Genomic DNA, 20722 nt, shown 5'->3' with positions numbered 1-20722 from the left:
CTTAACACAAAAAATAAATCTATATTTTAATTTCTCGATTAAACCTTTCCCTATCGTCTTAGTCTAACCTTTGAACAGACATATACTAATACTAAGACATGGATAAAAAGGTAAAATGGGGCATCGTCATCTTGGTTGGTGCCGGACTGATAGGTTGGGGAATTTACTCCCGACTTCCTAAAGCAAATGAAGAGTTGGCAGCAGCCGACAAAGTGATGACAGGCAAACAGATCAATAAAAGGGTTCTGAACGTAAACGCCAAAATCATAAAACCACAATTGCTGACAGACCAGATTCAAATCAGCGGTAGCTTGATGCCTGACGAGGAGGTGGATCTTTCTTTTGAGACTTCGGGAAAAATTGTTGAGATCAACTTTGACGAAGGAACAACCGTAAAGAAAGGACAACTACTGGCAAAAGTGAACGACCGGCAATTACAGGCCCAGTTGCAACGTCTTGTAGCTCAACTAAAACTTGCCGAAGACCGTGTGTTCCGCCAAAATGCTTTGCTCGAACGGGATGCCGTCAGTAAGGAAGCTTACGAGCAGGTAAAAACGGAACTGGCCACCCTGAATGCAGATATTGATTTGGTAAAAGCGAATATTGCCATGACCGAACTTCGCGCACCCTTCGACGGGGTGATCGGACTCCGGCAGGTCAGCGTTGGCTCTTATGCTTCACCTACTACCATCGTAGCCAAACTGACAAAAATCATTCCTCTGAAAATAGAGTTTTCCGTACCCGAGCGTTATGCCAGTCAGGTAAAAAAGGGAACTAACCTCAACTTCGAACTGGAAGGAAAGTTAAGCTCTTTCCCCGCAAAGGTATATGCCACCGAATCACGAATCGATCAGTCTACTCGTACACTGACCGTTCGTGCACTGTATGCTAACAGTAACGGGGCAATACTACCGGGACGTTACGCCAGCATCCAACTGAAAAAAGAAGAAATCCCGAATGCCATCGCCATCCCATCGGAGTCCATCGTACCTGAGATGGGTAAGGATAAAGTATTCCTCTATAAATCGGGTAAAGCCGAACCGGTAGAAATAACCGCAGGTATCCGTACCGAAGCTGAAGTACAAGTCATAAAGGGCCTACAAATGGGTGATACCATCATCACTTCGGGAACCCTTCAACTCCGTACAGGATTACCTGTCACACTGGATAATATCAATTAACTCCCGACCGCCTTATGAATATATCCGAATTAAGTATACGACGGCCAGTACTCTCAACGGTACTGACCATCATCATTTTGCTCTTTGGACTGATCGGGTACAACTACCTGGGTGTCCGGGAGTATCCATCCGTAGATAACCCTATTATTTCAGTATCCTGCTCCTATCCGGGTGCAAATGCCGATGTCATCGAGAATCAGATCACCGAACCCCTGGAACAGAACATCAATGGTATTCCGGGCATCCGCTCACTCTCCAGTGTCAGTCAGCAGGGACAAAGCCGTATCACGGTAGAGTTTGAGCTTTCCGTCGACCTGGAAACAGCTGCCAATGACGTGCGTGACAAGGTATCACGCGCCCAACGTTATCTCCCGCGCGACTGTGACCCTCCTACCGTATCGAAAGCCGACGCCGATGCCACCCCTATCCTTATGGTGGCTTTGCAAAGCGACAAACGTTCTTTGCTGGAACTCAGTGAAATTGCCGACCTGACTGTAAAAGAACAGTTGCAAACAATCTCTGACGTAAGTAGTGTCTCCATTTGGGGAGAGAAACGATACTCCATGCGTTTATGGCTCGACCCCATCAAGATGTCCGGTTACGGGATCACTCCCATCGATGTGAAGAATGCGGTAGACAAAGAGAACGTGGAACTCCCTTCAGGTAGTATCGAAGGAAATACAACAGAACTTACCATCCGTACTTTGGGACTGATGCACACTGCAGAAGAGTTCAACAACCTGATCGTCAAAGAAGAGAACGACCGCATCATCCGTTTCAGTGATATCGGACGAGCCGAACTGGGCCCTGCCGACATCAAAAGCTACATGAAGATGAATGGTGTTCCCATGGTGGGAATCGTTGTAATCCCCCAGCCGGGTGCCAACCATATAAAGATAGCCGATGCGGTATATGAACGCATGGAGAAGATGCAGAAGGACCTCCCGGAAGACGTGAAGTATTCTTACGGATTCGATAATACCAAATTCATCCGTGCCTCTATCAGCGAAGTAAAAGAAACCGTTTACGTAGCTTTCATCCTGGTTATCATTATTATCTTCCTTTTTCTGCGCGACTGGCGGGTGACGCTGGTTCCCTGTATCGTGATTCCGGTATCGTTGATCGGTGCCTTCTTCGTCATGTATCTGGCGGACTTCTCCATCAACGTGCTCTCCATGCTGGCGGTCGTGTTGGCAGTGGGTCTGGTGGTGGACGACGCTATCGTAATGACGGAAAACATCTATGTCCGCATTGAGAAAGGAATGCCCCCGAAAGAGGCCGGCATCGAAGGGGCTAAAGAAATTTTCTTCGCTGTCATCTCTACCACCATTACGCTGGTTGCCGTATTCTTCCCCATCGTCTTTATGGAGGGGATGACAGGACGACTGTTCCGTGAATTTAGTATTGTTATTTCCGGTTCGGTTATCATCTCCTCTTTTGCGGCTCTGACCTTTACTCCGATGCTAGCCACCAAGTTACTGGTAAAACGGGAGAAACAGAACTGGTTCTATCTGAAAACAGAACCTTTCTTCGAAGGAATGAACCGCCTCTACAGTCGTTCACTGGCTGTTTTCCTCCATAAACGTTGGATTGCCCTGCCCTTTGTAGCAATTACCATTGGCATCATTGCCTTCTTGTGGAATTACATCCCGGCAGAAATGGCTCCGTTGGAAGACCGTTCGCAAATCAGTATCAATACCCGTGGAGCCGAAGGTGTGACCTATGAATACATCCGGGACTATACGGAAGACATCAATGACCTCGTAGACTCGATTATACCGGATGCCGAATCGGTAACCGCCCGTGTATCGAGTGGTAGCGGTAATGTGCGCATCACGCTGAAAGACATGAAAGACCGTGACTACACCCAGATGGATGTGGCTGAAAAACTGTCGGCAGCAGTACAGAAAAAGACGATGGCTCGTTCATTCGTCCAGCAGTCATCTTCTTTTGGCGGACGGCGTGGCGGTATGCCCGTCCAATACGTATTGCAGGCCACTAATATCGAAAAGCTACAGGAAGTACTGCCCAAATTCATGGCGAAGGTTTACGAGAACCCGGTATTCCAGATGGCAGACGTAGACCTGAAGTTCAGCAAGCCGGAGGCACGTATCAATATCAATCGCGACAAAGCCAGCATCATGGGGGTAAGTACACGTAACATCGCACAGACCCTGCAATACGGTCTGAGCGGACAGCGAATGGGCTACTTCTATATGAACGGCAAGCAATATGAGATCTTAGGAGAAATCAACCGCCAGCAACGTAACACACCTGCCAATCTGAAATCCATCTACATTCGTAGTGACAAAGGCGATATGGTGCAATTGGACAACCTGATTGAACTGACCGGTGGCATCGCGCCTCCGAAACTGTATCGTTACAATCGTTTCGTTTCGGCCACTGTTTCCGCCGGACTGGCCGAAGGAAAAACCATCGGACAAGGATTGGACGAAATGGACAAGATAGCCAAAGAGACGCTGGACGACACGTTCCGCACAGCATTGACCGGTGATTCGAAAGAATATCGCGAGAGTTCTTCAAGTCTGATGTTTGCTTTTATTCTGGCCATTGTACTGATTTACCTGATCCTGGCAGCACAGTTCGAGAGTTTCAAAGACCCACTGATCATTATGCTGACCGTCCCCCTGGCTATTGCAGGCGCATTGGTATTCATGTATTTTGGAGGTATCACAATGAACATCTTCAGCCAGATCGGCATTATTATGCTGATTGGACTGGTGGCTAAAAACGGTATCCTGATCGTAGAGTTTGCCAACCTGAAACAAGAAACGGGTGAGGATAAGATGACAGCCATCAAAGATGCGGCGTTACAACGCCTGCGTCCTATCCTGATGACAAGTGCTTCTACCATCCTGGGATTAATCCCGCTGGCTTTCGCCTCGGGTGAAGGTTGCAACCAACGTATCGCAATGGGTACGGCTGTAGTAGGAGGTATGTTGGTATCTACCCTGCTGACCATGTACATCGTACCTGCCATTTACAGTTATATTTCGACGAACCGAAGTAATAAATTAAAGCAAGAATGAAACAGATCGTCTTATCTATCATAGCATTGTGCTGTGCTCCTTTTGCCATGCAGGCACAGCAGCCACAAATATATACCCTGAAATCCTGCCTGGAGTATGGACTTCAGAATAACTACTCCCTGCAAATAGTCCGCAATGAAGAGCAAGTGAGCAGGAACAACGCCACCCCGGGCAACGCAGGCTATCTGCCGACACTCGATTTTACGGCAGGATACAAGGGGACAGTGGACAACACTAATACCAAGGTCCGGGCCACCGGAGAATCAGTAAAAGAAAACGGTGTCTTCGACCAAACCTTGAATGTGGGTCTGAACTTGAACTGGACCATCTTCGATGGCTTTAACATTACAGCCAATTACCAGAAACTGAAAGAGTTGCAACTACAGGGAGAAACCAATACCCGTATCGCCATCGAGGACCTGATAGCCAATCTGGCAGCCGAATATTACAACTATGTTCAGCAAAAAATCCGCTTGCAGAATTTCCGTTATGCGGTATCTTTGTCGAAAGAGCGCCTGCGAATCGTAGAAGAACGTTACCACATCGGTAACTTCTCCCGTCTGGACTATCAACAGGCAAAAGTGGACTTCAACGCCGACAGCGCCAAATACATGAAGCAACAGGAATTGCTGCATACCTCGCGCATCCAGTTAAACGAACTGATGGCCAACGAAGATGTGGATCAACCGCTCGTGATAGAAGACAGCATTATAAAAGTGAATGCCGGGCTTCGATTCGAAGAGTTGTGGAATGCTACCTTACTGACGAACGCGTCACTGTTGAAAGCTGAACAAAACAACACGCTCGCCATGCTGGACTATAAGAAAGTAAACTCGCGCAACTACCCTTACCTGAAGATGAATACCGGATACGGATATACCTTCAATAAGTACGATATTGCCGCTAATAGCCAAAGAGGTAATCTGGGAGCCAATTTTGGAGTAACGGTAGGCTTCAACATCTTCGATGGAAATCGCCGACGCGAAAAGAACAATGCACGCATTGCCATAAAAAACGCCCGCCTTCAACGTGAACAACTGGAACAAGGGCTGAAAGCAGACCTTAGCAATCTGTGGCAGGCCTACCAGAATAATCTGCAAATGCTGAAACTGGAACGACAGAATCTGGTAGCCGCCAAAGAGAATCACGAGATAGCTATGGAACGCTACATGCTAGGCAATCTTTCGGGTATCGAAATGCGGGAAGCGCAGAAAAGTTTGCTGGATGCCGAAGAACGCATACTTTCGGCTGAATACGATACCAAGTTATGTGAGATTTCACTTTTACAAATCAGTGGAAAGATCACGAAATACCTGGAATAGAATGGGAATATCCGAAGAATGGGTGGGATAAGCCACAAAAGTTTACACTCCTCCCCATACAAACATACGCCCCGTTGGTTTAAAGCCTAAGGTCTATCGGTTTAAAACCAAGACCCCTTTCCTTTGAAACCAACGGGACTTTGGTTTTAAAGGTATTTTCACGTTGGTACAATACTATCTATCAGCACATTGTGAGTGAGACATTCGCCAAAGCAGGCTCCTCGGTTCGCATCTTAATTACTGACAAAAAGAACTACAAACCCACTTCCGAGAGATGTGTCGAAACTCTTTTCACCACAGAGTAGCACAGAATCTTTTTATGAATAATCAACAACTTAGAATCGGCTCAGTGTTACTCTACGTCTTCTGTGGTGGGTTTTGACACCTCCTCAATCCCTAAAAGTGAACATCCTATGACCGTATGTGTTATGAATTAATTATCTTTGCAACTTCAAATAAATAGCTAAGTCTGGAAAAGAATTACCTATTCCAAATACAACCATAACCAGTAAAGAAAAAACAAGAAGATGGGATTATTCATAAAGAAACCCTTTGAAGCCCTATTGGCAGAGGCCAATGCGTCGGGCAGTAAATCATTAAAACGAGTATTAGGCCCCTGGAGTCTGGTAGCACTGGGCGTCGGTGTTATCATCGGAGCAGGACTCTTCTCAATCACCGGCACCGTAGCAGCGGGCTACACCGGACCGGCCATCACCCTTTCATTCGCCATAGCTGCACTCGGATGCTGCTTCGCAGGACTCTGCTACGCTGAGTTCGCTTCTATGATTCCGGTGGCAGGCAGTGCTTATACGTATTCATACGCCACCATGGGCGAACTGATAGCCTGGATCATCGGCTGGGATCTCGTTCTCGAATATACCGTAGCAGCCACTACCGTCAGTATCAGTTGGAGCCGATATCTCGTCGTCTTTCTTGAAGGACTCAATATACATCTGCCGCAAGCCCTGACCGCCTGCCCATGGGATGGGGGAATCGTCAATATCCCGGCGTTCATGATCGTAGTGTTGATGAGCATCTTCCTGATTCGCGGAACAGAAGGCAGCTCCATCTTCAACGGCATCGTTGTATTTCTCAAAGTATCGGTGATCGCCATATTCGTTGTCCTAGGCTGGAAATATATCAATGCCGACAACTATACTCCATACATCCCCGCCAATACAGGTACACTTGGCGAATACGGTCTCTCAGGTGTCCTGCGTGGAGCCGCCATCGTTTTCTTTGCTTTCCTGGGATTCGATGCCGTCAGTACGGCTGCACAGGAAACAAAAAATCCGAAACGGAATATGCCGATCGGTATCCTGGTATCACTTTTGGTATGTACCGTACTTTATATGCTGTTTGCCCACGTAATGACAGGAGTAGCCCATTATACCGAATTTAGCGGCCAGCAGGGCATCGCACCGGTAGCCATTGCCATCGAACACATGGGACATGCCGATGCAACAGGCATCATTCACCCGGATTATCCGTGGCTGAACCGTGCCATCGTTCTTGCCATCCTGTTCGGCTATTGTTCGGTCATTATGGTTACTTTATTGGGGCAAAGCCGTGTTTTCCTGAGCATGAGCCATGACGGACTACTTCCCCCCTTCTTTTCACACATCAACGAGAAGTTCCGTACACCGGCGCGCAGCAACCTCCTGTTTATGCTGATAGTGGGCCTGCTAGCCGCATTTGTTCCGGCACGCCTGGCGGGAGAGATGACCAGCATCGGTACACTGATGGCTTTCACACTGGTATGCGCAGCCGTCCTCGTAGTGCGAAAGACCATGCCGAACATACCCCGTTCATTTAAAACTCCGTTTGTGCCTCTCGTCCCCATTCTGGGAATACTCACTTGTCTGTGCATGATGCTTTTCCTTCCAGCCGATACCTGGATACGATTAGTACTGTGGATGCTGATCGGACTGGACATCTATGTCGGCTACGGCATGAAACACAGTAAACTGGAACATGGTGTGAAAAATCGCCGGGGACAATCGGCATTGAACATGATCGGCATTGCACTGTCTCTGCTTTGTGTCATTACCGGCTTATGGCATCAGCAGACTGTAGGTTGGAATGAAAGTAAAGTATTGCTGATCATCTCGTTTGTTTTCGCATTTACGCATTGTGCATATTATATGATGCGGATATGGAAAGGGACAACAAAACAAACGAATGACAACGGTTAACTCTGAGGAAAGGAGGTATATAAAACTGTTTTCACCACAGATTACACAGATTATCAAAAACAATGACCTGTGTTATCTGTGGTAGAAAAGTCTTATTCAACCGCTTGCATCACCTGCTTCGCTACTTCAATGCAGTCTCCTTCCGCCTCGGCAGAATAGGGATTGGCAGCTTTCGTCCAAGGTTCCTCTATGGCATAGAAATCAATTTCCGCAGGGGTCTTTCCCTCTATCCGCTGAGAAAGAAAGTCGAAATATAGTTTCCAACGCATGTAATAGAAATCTTTCAGCAAGCCGTTCCACTCTTTGTGAGCATAGTCTCGGAGACCACCGTAATCGGCCGCGTTCCGGTTACCCCAGGTCGTAATCTGTACACGGGCATTCCATTCGTACAATTCCTTTTCTTCGGGTGTATCACCCAACGCACGCGCCTCTTCAATCCACTTTCCTACTCGAAACTCCGGACGGGTTCCCAACAGTTTATCCTGCAACAAAATCAAGTCGAGGAACTTTCCCGATGCCAGTGCAAAGAGTTGTTTATCACCTGCACGATAAGCGGCAGTCACAGCTTTCTGCATCAGACGTCCCTTCTCTGCCAGTGCCTGGCGGACAATATCTACCAAATCGTATTCAAAATTATTGTTACCTTTAAAGCGATCGGCTACGGAAACCATCAGGCGGGCAGCTTCTATCACCTCCTGCGGACGGTAGTAATCTTTCATTTCCGACCAGCTGGACACCTGGTACACATCTTCCGCCGGACGGGCACAAAATACTGATTCGTGTGTCCCCTGCTGGGTCAGGTTCTTCGGCGAGTTATAAATAGAGTTCGCCAGATTGGTCCAGGCAGCCTGTACCACCGGATCATCAACGCCATAACGGGCTTTTACATACTCCTTCAGCCACTCTTCCTTCGTGAACCGGTCGGGACGCCAAGGCAGCTCCATCACCAGCTCGTACATCACCGGATTGTTTTCAATCCCTTCAGGAGTCATTCCCACCCCTTTCAGCGTAGCGCTTGCATGCGGATCGGCTTTGGCAAGATAGAAGTTATCGATCACATTGTCCATCTTTCCGTGCAATCCCACATTGCCACCATAATTCAAAAGCATACAATAGATCCAATCGTGCTGCCCGTATCCGTTCTTGCGATACCACTCGGAAGTAGAATCTCCCCACTGCGGACGGCACTCACTGGTCAGGTCAAGTATCAGCAAATCTCCAGCTTTCAGGTTCTCAATCATCTTGGGACGCGGATTTGCCTGCCAGGCCTGAGCCACCCAGACAGCCTTCGGATTGGCCTTCTTCATAGCTTTCATCACTGCCTTACCGGCTGCATCGAGGTCGACACCTGCAGTGTTTCCCCCTTCGTGAAAGGGGTCCATGGAGTAAAAGTTAGCTTTGCCGTACAGTTTCTCAAGTTCTTTGTAGTAAAGAGAAGAAATCTCCTCGAAACGCGGATCACTCGGTTGCAGGAACGCCGGACGACGGTAGCCGCACCATGTTCCTGGGTCGGATACGTTCAGGCCGAGTTTCTCTTTCGCATTATGGGGTACCATGCCGCAATACCCCGGAAGCACCGGCTCTATACCGTATTCGCGCATACGCTTCAGGATTTTTTTTTGCAAAGCAATCTGCCGGGTATACCAGCTGTCGGGATTGGGACCACCCCAACCTTCCAAGTTATTCATCAGCCACCAGGCAAAAAATCCCGGACCCGAAATGAATTCATTGATCTCTGTCTTGGTATATCCCAACTTATCAAGCACATTGTGCCACACAGCCTCAGCTCCGGTCACCGCCAAAGGAATATTGATGCCGTGTAGAGCCATCCAGTCAATCTCTTTCTCCCATCGGTTCCAATCCCAGAAAGCCATAGAGTAAGAGAAAGTACAATAATTCAGGTCGTAGCGGTAGGGCAATGTTGTTTCCCTGCGTTCTTTCTTTGTCACCGGCGGAAGTACAGCCGGCAGTTTCGCCTGCATTCCGTTCCATGAGAGATGAATACCTGCGTAATACTTCAGATACCAATTCAGCCCGGTGGCAATGCTTACATAGTTATTTCCACGAATAACGACTTTATCACCTTTCTGGTCGAGTTCAAAGAAGTCGGCATCGGACTTCACCTGCTCGATAATAAACTTCTTCGAAGCTCCTTTGTCAATGCGCTCCAACAATCCGGTTACCGGAGAAGCCATTGCCCAAGAAGCGACACAAAGTAAAATTGTTAATAGTATTGATTTACGATTCATAAATAATATGCTTTAATTACAGTTTTATCCCATAATCCATTTCGCCTTCTTGCCCAGCACACGATAGACAGTCCACACAATCAGCCACGAAGCACCGAAGGCAAAAACAGACGCCACTGGTATCTGAATGCCCAGAGGTACACCTAACGCACGTACCAACAGTACGGAAGGGCCGGTAAAGAAATAGTGTATCATATAGATGCCGAAACCACACAAAGTGAGGTTGGCAAGTGCCTTCCTGATCCCCTCCGAACGGAAATTCACCTTCTTGCAAAGCATAAACACGGGAATGGTCATCATCACTACATTCAGGGAACAATAAGTGAAGAAGAGTTCGAGCATCTCGTCGCTAAACTCCGGCAAAGCCGTGACGTAGCGGAAGCCGAAGAAGGTAACGGCATATCCTATTACAAACATCGGCAGACCGATTGCCAGGATCTTACCCAAAGACCAGTCAAGGTTGCGCAGATAGTGTCCCAACAACAGATAGCCATTGAAACCGGCAAAGTAATAAAGCATGCCGAACGCATTCCATGAACAGGTTCCCCAAAGGTATTGTGCCACAAACTGGTTGTAGTATGGCAACAACAGAGTGACAGCCCATGCACCGAGAAACCACAGCTTCGCCTTATCGGATGCTTTCTCCACCCAGGCAGAAAAGACGGGGAGGTAAAGATACAGACCGATCAGCAGGTAAATATACCACATGTGTACATCTACTATGGAGAAATTAAAAGGAATCTGAGCAATGTAGTCCAAAGAGACAGGCAGCGACTGACGCATCACTTCCTCGCCCGAATAAGGGAAAAAGTCTAGAATGACTTCCGGCTTGATGCCCAACACTCCGGTGATCCAGGGAAACAGATTGTAGATAACGGACCAGATCAGAAACGGCCACAGGACGCGCGGAATGCGTTTCTTATAAAAGACAGAGATCTCGCCGCGCACCGGAAGAAGCAGTGCTCCGGTAATCATCACGAACAGGGGGACGCAGGGACGAAGCAAGGCTCCGTAGATGGCACCCCAGAGTTTTATTTCGCCAATATTGGGCGCTGTGCCCGGATAAAAGTTAAAAGGGTCTGTGCAGTGACAACAGACAACGGTAAACATGGCTACGAAGCGGACAACGTCCAGCCAGACAATGTGTTGAGGATTCTTTTGTAGTTCCATCGGTGATTCGTTTTACTGATAATGATCAAGGTATTTATAATGAGAAAGGCATCTGTATAACACAGCATACAGACGCCTCTCACTCGAGTTAAAATGATAAACAACTATTATTAATAGTCACTTACCCATTTCTTATTTGTTGCTGCAAGAACCGCAACGGGGTTTTATCTGCTTAAAGAAGTCGTTACCCTTGTCATCTACAAGAATAAATGCGGGGAAGTCCTCTACTTCGATCTTCCAGATAGCTTCCATACCCAATTCCGGATATTCTACGCATTCGATGCTCTTGATATTGTTCTGGGCAAGGATAGCAGCCGGACCACCGATTGAACCGAGGTAGAAACCGCCATACTTCTTACAAGCATCGGTCACCTGCTGGCTACGGTTACCTTTTGCCAACATAATCATGCTGCCGCCATGGCTCTGGAACAAGTCCACATAGGGGTCCATACGTCCGGCAGTAGTCGGTCCCATCGAACCGCAAGCCATGCCGGCAGGAGTTTTAGCCGGACCGGCATAATAAATCGGATGGTCTTTGATATATTGGGGCAGATCTTCGCCGCGATCCAGACGTTCTTTCAGTTTAGCGTGAGCGATATCACGGCCTACGATGATCGTACCGTTGAGTGACAGACGTGTAGCTACCGGATATTTAGTCAGTTCCTTCAGGATATCCGCCATCGGCTGGTTCAGGTCGATCTTCACTACATCGCCTTCACCTGCGCCACGCAGTTCTGCGGGAATCAGACTGCCCGGATTAGAATCGAGTTTTTCAATCCAGATACCGTCTTTATTGATCTTACATTTGATGTTACGGTCGGCAGAACAAGATACACCCAAGCCCACCGGACAAGAAGCTCCGTGACGGGGCAGACGGATGATACGTACATCGTGTGCCAGATATTTACCGCCAAACTGTGCTCCCAAACCGATCTTTTGGGCTTCGGCAAGTACCTCTTTCTCCAGTTCTACGTCGCGGAAAGCACGACCATACTCATTACCGGTAGTCGGCAACTCGTCGTAATAGTGGGTAGAAGCCAGTTTCACAGTCAGCAGATTCTTCTCAGCCGAAGTACCGCCGATAACGAATGCAATATGATAAGGAGGACAAGCCGCTGTACCTAGTGTCTTCATCTTCTCAACCAGGAACGGAACCAGAGTGCCCGGATTCAGGATCGCTTTTGTCTCCTGATACAGATAAGTCTTATTGGCAGAACCACCACCCTTGGTCACACACAGGAATTTGTACTCCATGCCTTCCGTAGCCTCGATATCGATCTGGGCCGGTAGATTGCACTTCGTGTTCACCTCGTCGTACATGTTGAGCGGAGCATTCTGTGAATAACGCAGGTTTTCTTCCGTATATGTCTTGTAAACACCCAATGACAAAGCTTCTTCATCGCAATAGCCTGTCCATACCTGCTGTCCTTTTTCACCGTGGATGATAGCCGTACCGGTATCCTGGCAGAAAGGAAGTATACCTTTGGCAGCCACTTCAGCGTTGCGCAGGAAAGTCAATGCCACGTATTTGTCGTTTTCACTTGCTTCCGGGTCGCTCAGAATCTTCGCTACCTGCTCGTTGTGCGCACGGCGAAGCATGAAAGATACGTCGCGGAAAGCAGTATTAGCCATCGCTGTCAGACCTTCTTTCTGTACTTTCAGCACAGGTGTTCCTTCGAACTCGCTTACTGACACATAGTCTTTGGTAAGCAGATAATACTCGGTTTTATCTTCCCCATGTTCGAACATAGGTTGATACTTAAACGGAGGTGTTGCCATATCTCTTAATTTTATTACGTAATGTTAGTTAGTGAGGCAAAGGTAAGAATAGTTTTCCAAAGTATGAATAAAGTGGCAGATTTTGTCAAGAGCGGATTTACTTATTATTAACGTTCGGAAGGCGTTTCCACAGAAAAGCGGGAGCCATTCCGGAAGAGAGCCTCTCTTCTGCAAGATGCCGGTGTCTGTTCGGGCAAATGCCAGTGTCTGTTTTGGGCGAAGCAAGGCTCTCCGGAGCACGAAGCAACCGTCTTGAAGGGTTGGAAAGCCACAGGGTTGGAGACACCGAAAGGCAGGGATACGAAAAAAAGAGGAAGCTTTGCAAGCCTCCTCTTCTATCGCATTCTAATTTGGATCTAAAAATGAATCTGTTGACAAAGATACCACATCGGAGTGCCAAAGCCAAGCATTCCGGTGATTATTTTAATTGTTTGCCCGGTACAACGGATAGGCTGCCTGCAATATCTTGTTCTTCAAAAGCGGTGAATAATCGGGACGCTCGTTCAGGAAGCGTACCACTTCTTCGTAAGCCGATGAACTGAGATGATTGCCCAGCAAAGCTGCCGCCCAATTTTTGGGAAAGAAAATATCTCCGGTGCGTTGTACCTCTTCCAGCACCTCCAGTCCCGGACGAATGTACTTCACCGACTGATCCTCACGCAACGGATGGTTCAGGTATCGAATGACAGCAGTCGTCCAAGGCTCTATCCGGCGGTTTTCTGCCGCCAGCAGGCTGTTGAACAGAGTATCGAGCCGCGCAGTATCGGATACGGCTGCCCGTGAGATAAAGTCGAACTGCCGCAAACGATCCGGATCGTCAATACGTGCCCGCTGTGTGCGGAGTATCTGTTCGCTCTCCAAAGGCATGCGAATAGCCAGTTCGTAGGCTAAAGTTGTATAATCCTGTCGGTTCAGATGTTTGTCGGACTGCTGTTGCCACAAAATGTAGAGCTTCTTCACCATCGGTTCGGAAATGGCATTCTGCATGAAAAGGCGTATCAGTTGTATCCGGCACGAAGGCAACGGATGATTCTGTGTCATCGTATAAATGCGGGCTTCTACTTCTGCCCGGTTTGCCGGAGCTATCTCCCGCATGACATTCGCCAGATAACCACTGGCTGTAGAAGCCACCAAAGCGTTCTTCTCGGCCGGAAGCCCTGTTATCAGGCTGTTGACCCAGTCGTCCGCCGAGATGTGTTTGGCCAGATAATTTTCATAGAGCACCATCAGCAGCGATTGGCGGGCCGTATCATCTTCTATCTCCCACCAATGTGCCGCCAGCCAATGCAGAGCAGGCTCGTCGGGCACAAATACCCCATAGCCTCTGCCATCGGTATTGGGCAATACGCGCGAAGGCACAAACGGAAGTTGCATCCGGAACAGGGTATCTGTCATATTCACCCGGATCACCGAATCGCGCTCTCCGCAAAGAGTGACGGCAAAACGTTGCGGCCAGAGCAATCCCCGGTTGTAGGGATCGTGCTGGCGAATTTCCAGTTCTTGCCCGTCTGTCCGGAAAGTTAACGTGGGCATCCCTTTCCGGTTCACCCATACATCACTGAAGGCGGCCAGGTCCTCGGTCGTCTTACTGTCCAGAATACGGATCAGGTCGTCCCAGGTGGCATTACCGTACGAGTAGGTCTTCAGGTACTCCTGTATACCACTCCGGAAATTGGCTTCCCCCATCTTGTCGACCAGTTTTTCCATCATCACGGGAGCCTTGTTATAGATGATCTGCCCATAGATCAATCCGGCATTACGCAAGTTATCAAGCGGTTGGCGGATGGCATTCGTCCCCATAGTACGATCCTCGGAAAGTGAAGCTGCCGTAAAGGTCTTGAGTTTATTCTGGGTGTGATTGATCTCCGGAAATAGGGGTTCGACAATCCGGGCTGCAAAATAGTTGGCAAAAACTTCTTTAGTCCATACGTCGTCAAACCAATCCATGGTAACCAAATCGCCAAACCACATGTGCGACGTTTCATGGGCAATCAGCTCAGCCCGATTCAACTCCTCGTCCGGTGTAGGGTGTTCACTCAGGAAAATCCCGTTATCATTATATAAGGTAGCCCCTGTATGTTCCATCCCGCCAAACTGAAAACCGGGTAGAACAATAAAATCGTACTTGGCAAACGGATATGCAATGCCGGTATACTCTTCAAGCCAATGGAGCGATGCCATCACCTGCCCGAAGACAATATCCAACTGAGCTACTTTCTTAGGATCGGTCTCCCGGTAATAAGCAGCGATGGTACGTCCGTCCCGAGTATACTCCCGACGCTCCAACTTTCCGGCTACAAACGAGAACAGGTACGTACTAAGAGGTTCGGTCGGTGCAAAACAGACGGTCTTACGATCGTCGGTTACCGTCTCACTCCGGATGTATGTATTAGAAACAGCTTTCCAGTCTGCGGGAAGTTCAAGCTGTAAAGTGAACTCCGCCTTCAAATTGGGCTGCTCAAAACAGGGGAATACGGTACGGGCACGGTCGGGAACCAGCAATGTGTAGAGGTATTCGTCGTTCCGGTTCAGTGACTGATTGCCGGCGGTGAAACGAATCCGTATTCCATTCGCTCCTTCCACTGTCGACGAAGCAGGCAGAATGATGTGCTCATTCTCAAAACGCACCTTGTCCACCGGCACTCCGTTGGCTATAACCTCTTTGATCTTCTCACGCTCTTCCCGAAAGTCTATCAGGACTTCCTGTCGGGAAGCCAAATCAAAGCGCAAGGTAATATCGCCCTCAATGGCAACCTCTTTCTGTCGCGGGATATTGAAACTAAGTTCATACTTCAGATTCTTAATCTGGGCCTTGCGGTGCCCGGCTAGTTCCCTGGAAACGCCGGCATCATAAAAACGAGGGTTCTTTTCTGCTGCCCGGTTACAACCGGACAGCAGAATGAACCCGATCATTCCAAATAAGATATGTATTTTCATAGTAAATATTATATAACTCGTACCCTCTCTCACGCCAATTGCCCGATGCGGTTAATCAGTTCTTCTCCCAAAGCGGTCTTATCATCAATATGCTTCAGCACGGCGGTAACAAACGGATTACTCTCAAAATCGCCGCGAACCTGACCGAAGTCGAGCTTCATTTCGTCACGTGAACCATCGGCACCAAAGCCCGTCATAGACGAAAGTGAGAACTCCTTGCGCGCATCATCGTATACCATGCGGTCAAGTCCTACCACCGCTTCACGCCAGGCGCGAACGATGGCGATGATATCTTTTGCTGTAATGGTTTCGGGATTCAAGCCATAAAATTCCTGTATCTTATGGTAAGCCCATGTCCATTCGTAAGTATAGTAATTATCGTGCATGGCGGCAAAACAGGCATTCATACTCTTCAGACGGTTAATCTCACCGCTTTCAATGCCGTCTATCAGCTTCTCCACTTCACTTTTGGGAGCAATCAAACCGGCAATATCCACCCATTCGCCTACCCCGATTTCCGTATCCGGCTTCAGACGCCGGCGTATCTCTTCATTATCTTTAAAGTTGATCCCTTCAAAACGCTTGATGATGGAGTTGCCAAGAAACTTATGGATGGCTATCTCGTAATAGCGTATACCGCTATTCAACGAGGAGTTTTTAATTTTGGCACTCTGATAAGAGTAGATTTCCGAAGTCTCGCCCGACACCCTCTTCAACTCTTTCAGGATAGAGCGTCCCTTAAACATCTTCTGAATGGTATACGGACTGAGAAGGTTATAGTTGATATAATCCAGCCGGTTCGGGTCTGTACGTTTGTCACGTTTCGGCCACTTTTGGGCATCACGGATGGTACCCACACTACGCAGGTTGACTCCCGGAACCAGATACGTGGTATTCTGTTGCTCAATCAGGTAGGAGAAAGGCAGGTTCGATGTATCGGCATGGTTCACATGACGCCCCATCACCAGCGAAAAAGCGCCTACACGGGCCGGCCATAAGATGTATGAATCGGAAGTAGTCTTAGCTCCCCTTTCCAACGTTCCTTGATGAATCGGTCCCAGTTTATACATGTGATTGCTCTGATTCGATCCTGAACCGGCGTTCATAAACGAGAACATACCGGCTATCAGTAAGGTCGATTTATGATGGGTGACGGTGTACGGCCCGGCAAAAATAGCACATGCTTCACCGTTCTCTCCTTGGCAGTTGCTAAAGAACAGCGAGTCGGAAGCGGAATAATTGTGCCCCAACTGACAGGCTTGTCCCACAAAACAACGGGTCAGCATGGCCCCGTCGTCGACATGGGAACCGGAGGAAATTATAAAATCATCGCAAATAACGCCGTGTCCGATATGCACCGGGGCAGACTCGTTACTGTTGATGCTCCCATTGTACAGACGGCACGTCCCGCAGATCCGGCAGAAATCCCCGATACGCACATTCTTGATAGAACCGGTATTGAGAATCATCACATGGTTGCCGATGGTTCCCACCGCGGAAGCGTGTTTATTGGAATAATAGTCTGTAATCTCTTTCATCCGGCTGATCAGTTCCGGACGATGCCGGTAAAGAGCCAGGATATAGGCTTGATGGGCAGAGAGTTTGTCGTTAATCAGCACTTCACGACCTCCCGTCTCGTTCAGTACGGCAGTTTCTACTCCGTTGCCAAACTGAGTCAAGCCGTCCACCAGGATGATATCTACATTCTCAATGAAAGTATTGTTTCCTATCTCATAGTTGGCAATGTAGTTCTGGATGTTCTCGATACAGCAATTATCACCAACAGTCACATTATGCAGGGTGACATGTCTCAGGCCGGAATGTTTTTTGATTCCACCCGGCAGGATAAAATCCGAATGGAACACTCCCAGTTTCACCTCACCCGAGAAACGGGTGTGATGTACAAATTCGGTTGTGAACTCTTCGGCTACTGCAACCTTATTCCAGTCATCGGCCAGACACGACTGGCTCTTCAACTGAAGCACTTCATCTTCAGTCAGTCTACGGTAAGTCTTTCCCATACTCCTCTTGTTACAAACTACAAATTACTCTTCTTCTTCGTAGGTCTGATAAAGAAAGTCATTATAGGGATACTTCTGTACGTGCAATTCTTTCACTCGCTGATAAACCACACTCTTCAGTTCGTCTATATTGATTTTCTCACGGGCGGAGATGAACAGGCAATTGTCCTCCATCTTGGCCATCCACGTTTTCATCAGTTCTTCGAGTGTCAAGTTTTCCTTTGTTTTGGGGGTAAGGTCGTCCGGTGCCTTTTCTACATAAGTATAGGCGTCTATCTTATTGAATATTAAAATCATCGGTTTCCCGCCTCCTCCGATATCGGCCAGCGTTTTGTTCACCACCTCAATCTGTTCTTCAAATCCGGGATGCGAAATATCTACTACATGAACCAACAAGTCGGCCTCACGTACTTCGTCGAGGGTCGACTTAAAGGAATCTACCAAGTCAGTAGGTAACTTACGGATAAACCCGACGGTATCGGAGAGCAAGAAAGGCAGATTATCGATAATCACCTTGCGCACCGTCGTATCGAGTGTGGCAAACAGCTTGTTCTCCGCAAAGACTTCACTCTTGGCCAACAGGTTCATCATGGTCGATTTGCCAACGTTGGTGTAACCCACCAAGGCCACACGGATCATACGCCCGCGGTTCTTGCGCTGGGTAGACTTCTGTTTATCTATTTCAGCAAGGCGTTCTTTAAGCAGCGACATACGGTTCAGGATGATACGGCGGTCCATCTCCAACTGGGTCTCACCCGGACCGCGAAGTCCTACCGAACCGCCTTTACCACTTCCGGAACCACCACCCTGACGCTCAAGATGAGTCCAAAGGCGTTGCAGACGGGGCAACATGTATTTATACTGGGCCAGCTCCACCTGAGTTTTAGCGTTGGCAGTCTGGGCACGCATGGCAAATATATCGAGAATCAGCGAAGTACGGTCCAGTATCTTCACCTTCAGTTCCGCTTCGATGTTACGTATCTGCTTGGCTGAAAGTTCGTCATCAAAAATGACCATTCCCACTTCCCGGTCTTCTTCAGCCTCTATCCTTATATATTCTTTTATTTCTTCCAGTTTTCCTTTCCCTACATAAGTCACTGAGTTAGCCGTCGGCAACTTCTGCGTAAACCTTTTCACTACTTCCGCCCCGGCTGTCTCAGCCAGAAATGCCAGTTCGTCGAGATACTCGTTAGTCTTGCGTTCATCTTGCGTCTGCGTAATGAGACCCACCAGAACAGCTGTTTCGACTTTGGCTTCGGATATTACAAATTCTTTCATTCTACTTTATATCTTATTATAATATGGCGACAAATATAGCTATTTTCGTAACATACTAAAAGAAAAAATCGCCCAAGTGTTTCTACCTGAGCGATTCTTTATTATTTATTGACTATTTATTTATTAATATCTTTATTGAGCAACAACTCAACCTGAGGTATGGGCCAAGTATATTTTTCATCGGACGGACCGACATTGATCGTCTCATTCTCGCCCACTTTAATGAAGTGTTCACCACGTCTCATAATGTCGATACCACGAATACCCTCACCAATGAATTCAAGGCGCTTCTCATTGTAAATTGCCTCTTTCAGTGCATCACCCGACAGATTATCGATGTTCAACGGATCGGTAGCCGCATCCACCGAGCGGCCTCTGACTTGTTTCAACAGGCTTTTGGCTGTAGCTTCGCCCCCGGCTTTGTTTGCATAACACTCGGCAAGATCCAGCAATGTTTCGGCATAACGGAAGATGGGTACCCACTGTAATTTAGTTTTTGCATCCGTAAACTTCATCAACAAGTCTTTCTCTCCCTTAAAGGCTATGATACGCTTATCGGTAGCCAACGAATAATCAGGTTTTGACATAATCCCGCTCTTTGTATCGATCAGCATAATCTTGCCATCATAATAATATTCTGCCAATGACTGCTGAGTGTTCGGGATATTAGTGTCTGCCATTGGCAAAGAGAAGATACTCTCCTGACTGAAGTACGGAGCCTTATAAATCAATGTTACGTCTTCCGGCAAACTATATCCGGTCACCAATTCTCCGGCTGCAATGGCTTTGTCCCATTCGTTCATTGCCATATAAACTCTCATCTTAAGCATGTTGGCAGCAGCCTGAGTAGCATGTGTGACCCCTGTATAAGTATTCACTTCGGTATCCAATGCCGAAATGTTCTCCAAGTCAGACAGAATGTGTTCATAAATCTGCTTTACCGTAGAGCGGGGCATATTGTTGTTTTCAGTTCCGGCTTCGGCAGTAAGACGCAACGGAACAGATTTTGCATCGGGATTCACAGAATACGGAGTCGGATACAAATTATTCAAATAGTAGTATGCCAAAGCCCTGACAAACTTAGCTTCCTGCACATAGCGGTCATAATTCTCACCGGCAACTTCCCTGGCACCTTCAAGAGACTGAAGGAAAGTATTTACTTTATTAATGGCCAGATAAGCGTATGTCCAAGTGTCGGCATTCTCGGCATCCGTAATGCCTACATTCATGTTGTAGGTATTGAACAAAGTCACCAGGTTGTTCGAGATATTAATAACATCATCTCCCCTGTTGTCAAACACCAGATAGGACTTACCTCCCATCAAGGACTTAGTCCCCGTGTTCTTGATTGCAGCATACAAGCCGTTCAGAGTTGCCTCGATTCGGGTAGGACTTGTGAAAATATCGTTCTCGTTTACATATAATGGAGGCTCCTGATCGAGGAAGCTGCTGCTGCAACTACCTAAAAAGAGAGAAGCACATAATGTCGAAAATAAAATTATCTTTTTCATTGTAGTTTCTTTTATCTGTTACTATAAAA

Annotated in this window: 11 protein-coding genes; 4 read left to right on the top strand and 7 right to left on the bottom strand. The window is 47.7% G+C overall.

Annotated features, from left to right (window positions below):
• Positions 1–98: 98 nt before the first annotated feature.
• The 4 genes from BSHG_RS14410 to BSHG_RS14425 all read left to right on the top strand — a co-directional run bounded on the left by BSHG_RS14410 (position 99) and on the right by BSHG_RS14425 (position 7748).
• Positions 99–1181 carry an efflux RND transporter periplasmic adaptor subunit gene (locus tag BSHG_RS14410; protein WP_005784707.1) on the top strand — a complete coding sequence of 361 codons (1083 nt, stop codon included), beginning with the start codon at positions 99–101 and terminating at the stop codon, positions 1179–1181.
• Between the two features lie 14 nt (positions 1182–1195).
• Complete coding sequence (locus tag BSHG_RS14415; RefSeq protein ID WP_008658450.1) at positions 1196–4231, top strand: efflux RND transporter permease subunit; 3036 nt, start codon at positions 1196–1198, stop codon at positions 4229–4231.
• Positions 4228–5553: a TolC family protein gene (locus BSHG_RS14420; RefSeq protein ID WP_005784703.1), complete on the top strand. Its 1326-nt coding sequence runs from the start codon at positions 4228–4230 to the stop codon at positions 5551–5553. Before BSHG_RS14415 ends, BSHG_RS14420 begins: the two co-directional genes overlap by 4 nt.
• 527 nt (positions 5554–6080) lie before the next feature.
• On the top strand, positions 6081–7748 hold the full coding sequence (locus BSHG_RS14425) for an amino acid permease (protein WP_008658448.1): 1668 nt from the start codon (positions 6081–6083) through the stop codon (positions 7746–7748).
• 92 nt (positions 7749–7840) lie between these two features.
• Here BSHG_RS14425 and BSHG_RS14430 read toward each other — a convergent pair whose 3' ends face one another.
• The 7 genes from BSHG_RS14430 to BSHG_RS14460 form a co-directional block, all read right to left on the bottom strand.
• Positions 7841–9997 (bottom strand): alpha-N-acetylglucosaminidase, encoded by a 2157-nt coding sequence (locus BSHG_RS14430; RefSeq protein WP_008658446.1) that lies wholly within the window; start codon positions 9995–9997, stop codon positions 7841–7843.
• 24 nt (positions 9998–10021) lie between these two features.
• Complete coding sequence (locus BSHG_RS14435) at positions 10022–11167, bottom strand: acyltransferase (RefSeq protein ID WP_005784696.1); 1146 nt, start codon at positions 11165–11167, stop codon at positions 10022–10024.
• Positions 11168–11299: 132 nt separating this feature from the next.
• Complete coding sequence (locus BSHG_RS14440) at positions 11300–12946, bottom strand: fumarate hydratase (RefSeq protein WP_005813403.1); 1647 nt, start codon at positions 12944–12946, stop codon at positions 11300–11302.
• 423 nt (positions 12947–13369) lie between these two features.
• Positions 13370–15883, bottom strand: a complete 2514-nt coding sequence (locus BSHG_RS14445; RefSeq protein ID WP_008658442.1) for a M1 family metallopeptidase — start codon at positions 15881–15883, stop codon at positions 13370–13372.
• Between the two features lie 29 nt (positions 15884–15912).
• Complete coding sequence (locus tag BSHG_RS14450) at positions 15913–17904, bottom strand: DUF4954 family protein (protein WP_008658440.1); 1992 nt, start codon at positions 17902–17904, stop codon at positions 15913–15915.
• Positions 17905–17928: 24 nt separating this feature from the next.
• Positions 17929–19182, bottom strand: a complete 1254-nt coding sequence (hflX, locus tag BSHG_RS14455; RefSeq protein ID WP_005796343.1) for a GTPase HflX — start codon at positions 19180–19182, stop codon at positions 17929–17931.
• 116 nt (positions 19183–19298) lie between these two features.
• A complete protein-coding gene (locus BSHG_RS14460; RefSeq protein WP_005813408.1) occupies positions 19299–20693 on the bottom strand; it encodes a RagB/SusD family nutrient uptake outer membrane protein in 1395 nt (464 codons plus the stop codon).
• Positions 20694–20722 lie beyond the last annotated feature (29 nt).

Origin of the sequence: Bacteroides sp. 3_2_5, from assembly GCF_000159855.2 — a bacterium.
Classification (GTDB): domain Bacteria; phylum Bacteroidota; class Bacteroidia; order Bacteroidales; family Bacteroidaceae; genus Bacteroides; species Bacteroides fragilis.
Note: the sequence above shows the minus strand (reverse complement) of the source record. Positions and strands in the feature narration are given on the sequence as shown.

Bases quoted from the DNA above. Each gene is read 5' to 3' on its own strand.
- BSHG_RS14430 (WP_008658446.1), bottom strand. From the start codon at position 9,997: ATGAATCGTAAATCAATACTATTAACAATTTTACTTTGTGTCGCTTCT.
- BSHG_RS14435 (WP_005784696.1), bottom strand. From the start codon at position 11,167: ATGGAACTACAAAAGAATCCTCAACACATTGTCTGGCTGGACGTTGTC.
- BSHG_RS14425 (WP_008658448.1), top strand. From the start codon at position 6,081: ATGGGATTATTCATAAAGAAACCCTTTGAAGCCCTATTGGCAGAGGCC.
- BSHG_RS14450 (WP_008658440.1), bottom strand. From the start codon at position 17,904: ATGGGAAAGACTTACCGTAGACTGACTGAAGATGAAGTGCTTCAGTTG.
- BSHG_RS14445 (WP_008658442.1), bottom strand. From the start codon at position 15,883: ATGAAAATACATATCTTATTTGGAATGATCGGGTTCATTCTGCTGTCC.
- BSHG_RS14440 (WP_005813403.1), bottom strand. From the start codon at position 12,946: ATGGCAACACCTCCGTTTAAGTATCAACCTATGTTCGAACATGGGGAA.
- BSHG_RS14410 (WP_005784707.1), top strand. From the start codon at position 99: ATGGATAAAAAGGTAAAATGGGGCATCGTCATCTTGGTTGGTGCCGGA.
- BSHG_RS14415 (WP_008658450.1), top strand. From the start codon at position 1,196: ATGAATATATCCGAATTAAGTATACGACGGCCAGTACTCTCAACGGTA.
- BSHG_RS14420 (WP_005784703.1), top strand. From the start codon at position 4,228: ATGAAACAGATCGTCTTATCTATCATAGCATTGTGCTGTGCTCCTTTT.
- hflX (WP_005796343.1), bottom strand. From the start codon at position 19,182: ATGAAAGAATTTGTAATATCCGAAGCCAAAGTCGAAACAGCTGTTCTG.
- BSHG_RS14460 (WP_005813408.1), bottom strand. From the start codon at position 20,693: ATGAAAAAGATAATTTTATTTTCGACATTATGTGCTTCTCTCTTTTTA.